At 64.2% G+C, this 8,647-nt stretch carries 12 protein-coding genes; 9 read left to right on the top strand and 3 right to left on the bottom strand.

Annotated elements, in window-relative coordinates; all coding sequences use genetic code 11:
- From B7X49_RS16770 to rlmN, 4 genes are all read left to right on the top strand, one after another.
- A partial coding sequence (locus tag B7X49_RS16770) for an OmpA family protein (protein ID WP_353744444.1) occupies positions 1 to 314 on the top strand: 314 nt, incomplete at its 5' end.
- Positions 315 to 420: 106 nt separating this feature from the next.
- Entirely contained in the window at positions 421 to 663 is a 243-nt protein-coding gene (locus B7X49_RS16765; protein WP_286702476.1) for a hypothetical protein, read from the top strand.
- Positions 664 to 710: 47 nt separating this feature from the next.
- Complete coding sequence (locus tag B7X49_RS16760; RefSeq protein WP_286702477.1) at positions 711 to 1,244, top strand: invasion associated locus B family protein; 534 nt, start codon at positions 711 to 713, stop codon at positions 1,242 to 1,244.
- A 3-nt stretch (positions 1,245 to 1,247) separates the two neighbouring features.
- Positions 1,248 to 2,408: a 23S rRNA (adenine(2503)-C(2))-methyltransferase RlmN gene (rlmN, locus tag B7X49_RS16755; protein WP_029312105.1), complete on the top strand. Its 1,161-nt coding sequence runs from the start codon at positions 1,248 to 1,250 to the stop codon at positions 2,406 to 2,408.
- Between the two features lie 99 nt (positions 2,409 to 2,507).
- Here rlmN and B7X49_RS16750 read toward each other — a convergent pair whose 3' ends face one another.
- From B7X49_RS16750 to B7X49_RS16740, 3 genes are all read right to left on the bottom strand, one after another.
- Positions 2,508 to 3,464: a LysR family transcriptional regulator gene (locus B7X49_RS16750; protein WP_286840305.1), complete on the bottom strand. Its 957-nt coding sequence runs from the start codon at positions 3,462 to 3,464 to the stop codon at positions 2,508 to 2,510.
- Positions 3,391 to 4,041, bottom strand: coding sequence for a peroxiredoxin-like family protein (locus tag B7X49_RS16745; protein ID WP_286840302.1), 651 nt, complete (start codon positions 4,039 to 4,041; stop codon positions 3,391 to 3,393). The genes B7X49_RS16750 and B7X49_RS16745 overlap by 74 nt, the downstream gene beginning before the upstream one ends.
- Positions 4,042 to 4,142: 101 nt before the next feature.
- Positions 4,143 to 4,379 carry a pentapeptide MXKDX repeat protein gene (locus tag B7X49_RS16740; RefSeq protein WP_286702479.1) on the bottom strand — a complete coding sequence of 79 codons (237 nt, stop codon included), beginning with the start codon at positions 4,377 to 4,379 and terminating at the stop codon, positions 4,143 to 4,145.
- A 32-nt stretch (positions 4,380 to 4,411) separates the two neighbouring features.
- Between B7X49_RS16740 and B7X49_RS16735 the strand changes: the two genes are divergently transcribed.
- The 5 genes from B7X49_RS16735 (at position 4,412) to B7X49_RS16715 (ending at position 8,362) form a co-directional block, all read left to right on the top strand.
- Positions 4,412 to 4,534: a hypothetical protein gene (locus tag B7X49_RS16735; protein ID WP_286702480.1), complete on the top strand. Its 123-nt coding sequence runs from the start codon at positions 4,412 to 4,414 to the stop codon at positions 4,532 to 4,534.
- A gap of 40 nt (positions 4,535 to 4,574) precedes the next feature.
- Positions 4,575 to 5,198 (top strand): cytochrome b/b6 domain-containing protein, encoded by a 624-nt coding sequence (locus B7X49_RS16730; protein WP_029312108.1) that lies wholly within the window; start codon positions 4,575 to 4,577, stop codon positions 5,196 to 5,198.
- A gap of 4 nt (positions 5,199 to 5,202) precedes the next feature.
- Entirely contained in the window at positions 5,203 to 5,925 is a 723-nt protein-coding gene (locus B7X49_RS16725; RefSeq protein WP_286702481.1) for a molybdopterin-dependent oxidoreductase, read from the top strand.
- Positions 5,922 to 6,629: a DUF1223 domain-containing protein gene (locus B7X49_RS16720; protein WP_286702482.1), complete on the top strand. Its 708-nt coding sequence runs from the start codon at positions 5,922 to 5,924 to the stop codon at positions 6,627 to 6,629. Before B7X49_RS16725 ends, B7X49_RS16720 begins: the two co-directional genes overlap by 4 nt.
- Positions 6,630 to 6,763: 134 nt before the next feature.
- Positions 6,764 to 8,362 carry an L-lactate permease gene (locus B7X49_RS16715; protein WP_286702483.1) on the top strand — a complete coding sequence of 533 codons (1,599 nt, stop codon included), beginning with the start codon at positions 6,764 to 6,766 and terminating at the stop codon, positions 8,360 to 8,362.
- The last annotated feature ends 285 nt before the right edge of the window (positions 8,363 to 8,647 follow it).

Genomic DNA, 8,647 nt, shown 5'->3' with positions numbered 1-8,647 from the left:
GGTTCGGGTGGAAAAGCAAGCCCAGCCTTTCGACATTTTACCGGCCGTTGGCTAACGCTTCATTCGAGGCAAGAAAGGGGGGGGGTGTGAACGGTTACGGGAGTGCAGCATTCGACCGTGCACTCGGCCTTCGGCGGGCTGAGGCGGTGGCGGATTTTCTCGCGGCGCACGGTGTTGATCGATCGCTGATGAAGGTCGTGTCTCACGGTAGCACTCAACCATTGGGAGGAAAGCCCTCGCCGCCATTGCATGAAAAGATCAATCGCAATGTGATCGTTACGATTCAGTTCCAGCACTATCGGGGTCAGCACTAAGCGTCCCATGACGGCGTACTTGCACTTTGTTACTTCGTTGCCCGACCGTAGCCATGATCGGGCTCGATAAAATCTCCGTGCGTTCAACAACCAACGGAGATCGATGATGAATTTGAGCAAGACGCGTCTGGCGGCGATCGTCGGGGCGACCCTGGTGGCGGGCGGTGTGATGGGTGGCGTGGCGATGGCGTATCAGAGCCATATGTTCGCGGCGCGCAACGCGCTTTATGCCGCACGGTCGCAGCTTCAGGTATCGCGGATGAACAAGGGCGGGCACCGGGTTGCGGCGTTGCAGGCGGTGGATGCGGCGATCAGGCAGGTCGATATCGGTATTCGGGTCGGCCGATAGGCGGGCACCGCTTGTCGCGGCGCGGCGGGGCGCGTATTTTACCTGTTATGAAACACGCCCCCGCCCTTGTCCTCGCCCTGACGGTTCTGGCCGCCCCCGGCTGCGCGCTCGCCGCGACCACGACCGCTCCCGCCACCGATGCACCGAAACCGCTCGGTGTCTTCAAATCCTGGACCGCCGCGACCTATGGCAGCGGTGCGGATCGGGCCTGTTACGCCTTCACCACCAGCAAGTTGCCGAAAGGCAGCAAGGCCACGCCCGCGATGCTGACGGTGACCGAGCGTACCGGGTTTCGCGATGAAATCTCGCTCAGCCAGGGCATCACCTACACCAAGGACGCCAAGGTGACGCTCGCGGTCGGCAGCAACAAGCTCACGTTCTTCACCAAGGATAATATGGCCTACGCCATGAAGGGTGCCGCGACCACGCAGGCGTTTCTCGGCGGTTCCTCGGTGGTGGCAACCGCGACCGCGCCGGCGGGCAAGCCGGTGACCGATACGTTCGGGCTCGATGGCTTCTCCGACGCCTATAAGGCGATCGAGAAGGCCTGCCCGGCGAGCGCCGCGCCAAAAAAGAGCTAGATCATGTCGATCACGCTCGATCTCGACGAGGCCGAGCGCACGCGCATTCTGGCCAAGGCCGCTCTGTTCGCGCCGCCGCCGGCCTTGCTGGCGGATGGCCGGCGTGACCTGGTTGGACTGTCACGCGCAGAGCTTGGCGAGGCGGTCGCCTCGATCGGCGAGGCGGCGTTTCGCGCCAAGCAATTGTGGCACTGGATCTATCACCAGGGGGTGACCGATTTCGCCGCGATGGCGAATATCGCCAAGCCGCTGCGTGAAAAACTCGCGGAGCATTTCGTGATTGGCCGGCCATCGGTCGCGGCGGATCAGCTCAGCACCGACCAGACGCGCAAAATGCTGTTCCGGTTTCGCGATAACGAGGCGGTCGAGACCGTCTATATCCCCGATGTCACCGAGGATCGGGGGGCCGTGTGCATTTCATCGCAGGTGGGCTGCACATTGTCGTGCCGGTTCTGCCATACCGGCACGCAGCGGCTGACGCGCAATTTGTCCGCTGCCGAAATCGTCGGGCAGTTCATGGCGATGCGCGATGCCTATGGCGAATGGCCGAGCCCGAAAGGCGAAACGCCGCGCCTGCTCTCGACCATCGTGCTGATGGGGATGGGCGAGCCGCTGTATAATTACGAGAACGTCGCCGCCGCGATGAAGATCATCATGGACGGCGAAGGCATCGGCCTGTCGCGCCGGCGGATCACGCTTTCGACCTCCGGCGTGGTACCGATGATGGATCGGTGCGGTGCGGAACTCGGCGTGAACCTTGCGGTGTCGCTGCACGCCGTGCGCGATGAGGTGCGCGACGTGATCGTGCCGCTCAACCGCAAATACAATATCGCCGAACTGATCGCCGCCTGCCGGCGCTATCCCGCCGCCTCGAACGCCAGACGCATCACGTTCGAATACGTCATGCTCAAAGGCATCAATGACAGCGAGGCCGACGCGCATGAACTGGTGCGATTGATCGCGGGGATTCCCGCCAAGGTGAACCTGATTCCGTTCAATCCATGGCCGGGGTCGACCTATGAAACTTCGAGCGGCAATGCGATCCACCGCTTCGCCGATATCGTGATGAACGCCGGCTATGCCGCGCCGGTGCGCACGCCGCGCGGCCGCGATATTCTTGCCGCTTGCGGCCAGTTGAAATCGAGCGTGGCGGCGGGTTGCTAGAGCGATATGCGATTAGGTTGACGCGACAGCGTTAATATCATCGCATGAAATCGATCGACAAAATACAGCCCTAGAGCGTTAAGCTGAAAGCATAACACTCTAGGGGGCGTCCGGACCGCGCCGGGCACGGCATAATTTCACGAAACCGGACACCGCCGCCCCCTGCGGCCGGCCGGCGATGGTGACCAGCCGGACCCGCCGCGTCAGCGCGGGTTCGGTGATCGGCAGCGCGACCAGTCCTACGGGCAGGACGATGCGTTCGGAGAGCAGGGCGAGGCCGAGCCCCGCACCCACCAGGTCGAGCAGATGACCGATCGCGCCGTCGCAGCGCCGCAGGCGGGCCAGCCCCTGGCACGCGGCGTCGAGCAGGGAAGCGAAGCCGCCGCAGCGTTCGCCGTGCAGCAGGGTTTCGCCGCGCAGATCATCGGCGGCGATCGTCGTGCGCTCGGCCAGGGGGTGGCAGGCCGGCAGCACCGCCACGGCGCGCTCATCATACAGCGGCCAATGATTGAACCGCTCGGGCAGCTCGCAATCCTGGGGCAGCAAGGCGCAATCCAGCATGTCGGCCAGCATCGACTCGATCAGCATGGCAGCCGCCGCCTCATCGAGCCGGATCATCAGGTCGGGCAGGATCGCCGCGACCTCGCGCACCGCAAAGGCGATCGCGGCGCAGCCGATACCGGGTGCGAGTCCGATTTTCAGGCTCGCCACCGGCTGGCGCCTGCGCGCATCGGCCAGGGCGGCCGCGCTGTCGGCGGCCATCAGCATCGCATCGAGATGTGGCAGCATGGTGCGGCCGAGCTCGGTCAACTGGGTCGTGCTGCGTTCACGAAACAGCAGCGAGCCGCCGAGTTCCTCCTCGAGCCGCTGGATCGCGCGGGTCAAAGCTGGCTGGGTGACGTTGCACGCCTCGGCCGCGCGGGTGAAGTTCAGCGAGCGGCTGAGCGCGACGAAATAGCGGACCTGGGTGAGTTCCACGGCGCTAATCCGGCGCGGCCAACTGGCGTAATGCCGCCAAGATCCGTTCTGGCGCGGCGCGGCGCGTGAAATCGACATCGGCGAACCGCCAGGCAACGCGCCCGTCACGATCGAGCACGAAAGTGGCTGGGATCGGCAGGAACCAGGAATCGTTGCCGTGGCGGCTAGGCACGTCGGTCCCGACGGCTTGCATTCGCGCCCGGTAGAGCGGCGGGAGACGAAATACGACACCTGCGGCCAGCCCGACTCCACAATCGATATCCGATAACACCTCGAACGTGGCGCTATGGTTGACTTTGGCGTCGCGCGCAGGAGGACGGGTGTCGGGCGTCAGCGCGACCAGCGACGCTCCCTGAGCCTCGATTTCCGGGAGCGCGGCTACCAGCGCGTCAAGCATCAGGCGGCAATAGGGGCACCATTCGCCGCGAAAAAACTGCACGATCACCGGACCGCGCGCGAGCAGGGCGGATAGGGAGACCAGTTTTCCCTCGATGTTTGGCAGAATGAAGTCGGGAAACGGCGCTTCCTCGACCAATACGCCGGGCATCAAGCCGTTGCGGCCGAGCGTCGTGATGGTCTCTTCATAGGCCGCGCGCAACGCCTCGTTGACGAGACGGAGGGTACGTTCGGCATCGAGCTTGTCCTGGAGGCTCATATCCTGATCATACGCCGTTCTGAAATTCTGCCATAGTTCGCCCTCCGGGTAGGAAGGTGCCCCGATCGCCGGGATGACGCTCGGTGATCGGGGCAGAGGGCTTACTGCGCGGCCGTGTGGCCCATCGCGCTGTGCTTCATCGTTGAGTGTTTCATCGTCGAATGTTTCATCGTCGAGTGCTTCATCGTTGAGTGTTTCATTGTCGAGTGTTTCATCGTGCTGTGGCTCATCGTGTCCGGCTTGGCCATGCTGCTGGCGGTTTGGGCGTGGGCGATGCCGCCGGCGGCGAGGATAAGTGTGCCCAGCGTCAGTGCGCGAGCGAGCAGAATTCGGTTCATGACAGTCTCCGTGCGGTTGATGATCGGGTCCGATGCGGCGGCGACCGCTGGGGCCGTCCGACGCCTTGATCATGTGCCGCAGCGGCGTGCCGGCGGCCAATGCCGATTGGGCATGGTTTCGATACCTCGACGCGGGCAGTGCGCCGCGCGCATGAAGGGCAGGCAGACATCGTCACGATTGCAGGAGACCGACCCATGGTGCACCGCCGACCGATCCACCCGCTTGCCCTGCGGGTGATGCACTGGCTCAACGCCATCGCCATCGTCACCCTGATCGGCAGCGGGTGGGAGATTTACGACGCATCGCCCTTCCTGCCCTTCACCTTCCCTCAATGGGCCACGATCGGCCAATGGCTTGGCGGCGCGATCGCCTGGCATCTGGCGGCGATCTGGCTGCTGATGCTGAACGGTGCACTGTATCTCGGCTGGGGGCTCGCGACCGGGCATTTCCGGCGCAAGCTGCTGCCGCTGACCCCGCGCGCGGTGCTGCGCGATGCGATCGCGGCGGCGCGGTTTCATCTGCCGCATCGGCCGGGCGTTTATAACGCGGTGCAACGTCTGCTCTACCTCGGCGTGATCGGGCTCGGCGTGCTCGCTGTGCTGAGCGGGCTCGCGGTGTGGAAGCCGGTGCAACTCTGGCCGCTGTCGGACCTGTTCGGCGGGTTTTTCGTCTCGCGGGTGATCCATTTCATCGCCATGGCCGGGATTGCACTGTTCCTGGTCGTTCATCTGTTGCTGGTCGCCCTGGTGCCGCGGGTCCTGCCCGCGATGATCACCGGCGGCCGCCTGCCAACCCCTGAATCCGAAGCCGCGGAGTAGCCCCATGCCCGTCCTCAATCTCAACCGCCGCAATCTGCTCGGTCGCGCCCTCGCGCTTGGCGCCGCCACCACGCTGACCGGCTGTGATTTCGACGATCCGTCGCACCCCGACGTGGTGGATCGGGTGCTCAACGCCATGTCGCACTGGAACGACGAGGTGCAGGCCGCCTTGTTCAACCCGCACACGCTGGCGCCGACGTTCCCGGCCTCGGCCATCACGCGGCCGCCGCGGTTCAATGCGTTTTATGATATCGACAAGGCACCGCAGGTCGACCTTGCGACTTGGCGGCTGGGTCTGACCGGGCGGATCGGCAACAAACAGCCCTGGCGGATCGCGCAGCTGCGCGCCCTGCCGCAGGAAAGCCAGATCACCCGGCTGATCTGCGTTGAAGGCTGGCGCGTCGTCGGCCAGTGGCGCGGTGTGCCGCTCGGCGACTTCCTGCGCCGGATCAATGCCGATACCAAGGCGCGCTATGTCTCGTTTCAATGCGCCGATGGGTATTTCGAGAGCATCGACATGGAATCGGCCCTGCATCCGCAAACCATCCTTGCGCTCGATTTTCTGGGTGCGCCGCTCACGGCGCCGTTCGGCGCACCGCTGCGGCTGCGGATTCCCACCAAGCTCGGCTACAAGAACGCCAAATCGATCGTCGCCCTCGGTGTCACCAACCAGTTCGCCAGCGGCTACTGGGAAAAACAGGGCTACAACTGGTTCGGCGGCTCATGAGGCTCCCGCGCGCTTTGCTGGCCATCGCGGCGGCAGCCGCGTTTGGCGCGCTGGCCGCCGCCGCGTCGGGCGCAGCCCGTCCCGTGGTGGTCGAATTGTACACCTCGCAATCCTGCTCCGACTGCCCGCCGGCGGAGGCGCTGATGGCCCGCCTGCAGGCGGCCGACCCCGCCATTCTGGTGCTCACGGAGCATGTCGGCTATTTCGATGGTCCGCGCTGGACCGATCGGTTTGCCCTGGCGGCCGCAACCGCACGGCAGAAATGGTATGCAGCACTGCATGGCGCGCATGGTATCTACACGCCGCAGGCGATCATCGATGGTCGCAGCGTGGCGGTCGGCTCGGACCGGCCCGCCGTCACCGCCGCCATTGCCAAGGACCTCGCCCGCGCGGCGCACCCGGCGGTTCACATCGCGATCCATCGCCTCAGCACTGGCTGGGACCTGTCGATCACTGACGCGATGCCCGATCATCCAGCGCAAATCGAGGTCTTTCACTATGACGCGGCAGACCGTACCGCGATCGGCGGCGGTGAAAACCGCGGCGCCGATCTGCGCCAGATCCACGTCGTGCGTGCCATCACCACGCTCGGCGCATGGACCGGCCGGACGTTCGAACACCCGATCGCCCCCGGTTCTGCCGCCCATATCGCGGTGGTGGTTCAGCAGGACGACGGCACGATCCTGGGTGCCGCCGCGCAATAAAGCGTCTGGCGGCCGCACTCTGACCGACGGCACGGCCGGTTTTTCGATCGCTGCCGATCACGAGGTAGTGTAAAGCCGCGCCGAATCGCCTATCACCCCGAGTGTCCGTGAATTAATTCGTCTTGGGAGATATTATGTTTCATCAGCTACTAACCCCGGCCGGGGGCAGCCTCGGGCTGTCCTTCGTCGTCGCGGCCGTGCCCATCGCCGTGGTGCTGGTCATGCTCGGTGTGCTGCGCCGCCCGGCCTGGCAATCATCGCTGGGCGGCCTGATTACCGCTCTGGTCATCGCAACTGTCGTCTGGCGCTTTCCGGCTTTTCTAGCACTCGACAGCGTCGCCGCCGGCGTGGTGTTCGCCCTCTGGCCGATCATGTGGATCGTGGTCAACGCGCTGCTGCTCTATAACATTGCGGTCGACTCCGGCCATTTCGATGCGTTCCGCGAATGGATCATCGAGCATCTACCGAACGATCGCCGCGTGGTGCTCGTGGTGGTGGGTTTCTGCTTCGGCTGTCTGCTCGAAGGCATCGCCGGCTTCGGCACGCCGGTCGCCATCACCAGCGCGCTGCTGATCATGGTCGGCTTCCCGACGCTGGAAGCGCTCACGTTCACGCTGATTTTCGATACCGCACCGGTCGCGTTCGGCGCGTTGGGCGTGCCGATCACGGTGCTCGGTCAGGTGACCGGGCTGCACGCTGTCACGCTGGGCCAGATGGTCGGCCGCCAGCTGCCGTTCTTTGCCTTCCTGCTGCCGTTCTATGTGATCGGCGTGTACGGCGGCATGCGCTCGGTCAAGGCGCTGTTCCCGATGCTGCTGGTCGCCGGCGCGAGCTTTGCGGTCACGCAGTTCGTGACCTCGAATTACATCAGCTACGCGCTGACCGACGTGCTGGCCTCGCTGGTGTCACTGGTCATCACCATCGGGTTCCTGCAGGTCTGGCGCCCGGCGCCGGACGCGCAATTCGCGATTCGCGCCGAAGCGCTCGCGGGCCATCGCGCCAGCGGGATTCCGAGCTGGCGCGGCTGGATCCCCTGGGTGGTGGTGTCCGCCGTCGTCATCATCTGGACCGATCTGAAAATCTTCGCGATCGGCCAGCAGGTGATCAAATGGCCCGGGCTGAACAATGCCGTGTTCATCACGCTGTATCATAAGCCTTATGCCGCGCTCTGGGTGTTCCAGCCGCTGGCAACCGGCACGGCCATTCTGCTCGCCGCGGTAATCACCGCCGCCCTCGTCGGCGTCGGGCCTGCCGGCTTCATCAAGGCGATCGGCACCACCTGGCGGCAGAGCCGCATCGCGATCTTCACCGTGGCGCTGATCATCGGGCTTGCCTATCTGATGAACTACTCGGGCATGAACTACACCCTCGGCCTCGGCGTTGCCTCGATCGGCGTGCTGTTTCCGCTGGTCTCCCCGTTCCTTGGCTGGGTCGCCGTGTTCCTATCCGGCAGCGATACCTCGGGTAATGCCTTGTTCGGCAATCTGCAGGTCGTCGCCGCCAATCAGCTTCACCTCAACCCGGTCCTGATCGCCGCAACCAACTCTTCCGGCGGCGTGATGGCGAAAATGATCTCGCCGCAGAACATCTCGACCGGCGTTTCGACCACCGACCTCAAGGGCAAGGAAGGCATCGTCTTCGCCCGCACGTTCAAGCACAGCGTCATCCTGACCGCTTTGCTCGGCGTGATGGTGATGGCACAACAATATCTGGTGCCATGGATGATCCCGTAACACGGGAGCGCGAAACCCGGCCCATCACGATGGGCCGGGATATCGGTGCCGGCAGCTTGATGTTTCAAGATTTCGGTGATGGTGGAAGGGGTTTCCACCGAACTCATGTTCAAGCCGGTTCGCTAGACCTCTCCAGACCCTAGGCAATAGGCCGGTTTCACCGCTTACCCTCTCCGTATCAATTCACTTGCCTTCGTATCAATCCGCGTTGTATTGGTATCCCTGCCGAATGTGAGGGATGCCATCATGCCGAAGCAGATACGCGACCGACTGACTGCCCTAGGC

The organism is Acidiphilium sp. 34-64-41, from assembly GCF_002282635.1.
Taxonomy (GTDB): domain Bacteria; phylum Pseudomonadota; class Alphaproteobacteria; order Acetobacterales; family Acetobacteraceae; genus Acidiphilium; species Acidiphilium rubrum.
This window is presented reverse-complemented; position numbering and strand designations above follow the sequence as displayed.

Coding starts and splice junctions, on each gene's coding strand:
- B7X49_RS16765 (WP_286702476.1), top strand. CDS start 421: ATGAATTTGAGCAAGACGCGTCTGGCGGCGATCGTCGGGGCGACCCTG.
- B7X49_RS16760 (WP_286702477.1), top strand. CDS start 711: ATGAAACACGCCCCCGCCCTTGTCCTCGCCCTGACGGTTCTGGCCGCC.
- rlmN (WP_029312105.1), top strand. CDS start 1,248: ATGTCGATCACGCTCGATCTCGACGAGGCCGAGCGCACGCGCATTCTG.
- B7X49_RS16750 (WP_286840305.1), bottom strand. CDS start 3,464: ATGTCGATTTCACGCGCCGCGCCGCGCCAGAACGGATCTTGGCGGCAT.
- B7X49_RS16745 (WP_286840302.1), bottom strand. CDS start 4,041: ATGAGCCTCCAGGACAAGCTCGATGCCGAACGTACCCTCCGTCTCGTC.
- B7X49_RS16740 (WP_286702479.1), bottom strand. CDS start 4,379: ATGAACCGAATTCTGCTCGCTCGCGCACTGACGCTGGGCACACTTATC.
- B7X49_RS16735 (WP_286702480.1), top strand. CDS start 4,412: ATGCGGCGGCGACCGCTGGGGCCGTCCGACGCCTTGATCATGTGCCGC.
- B7X49_RS16730 (WP_029312108.1), top strand. CDS start 4,575: ATGGTGCACCGCCGACCGATCCACCCGCTTGCCCTGCGGGTGATGCAC.
- B7X49_RS16725 (WP_286702481.1), top strand. CDS start 5,203: ATGCCCGTCCTCAATCTCAACCGCCGCAATCTGCTCGGTCGCGCCCTC.
- B7X49_RS16720 (WP_286702482.1), top strand. CDS start 5,922: ATGAGGCTCCCGCGCGCTTTGCTGGCCATCGCGGCGGCAGCCGCGTTT.
- B7X49_RS16715 (WP_286702483.1), top strand. CDS start 6,764: ATGTTTCATCAGCTACTAACCCCGGCCGGGGGCAGCCTCGGGCTGTCC.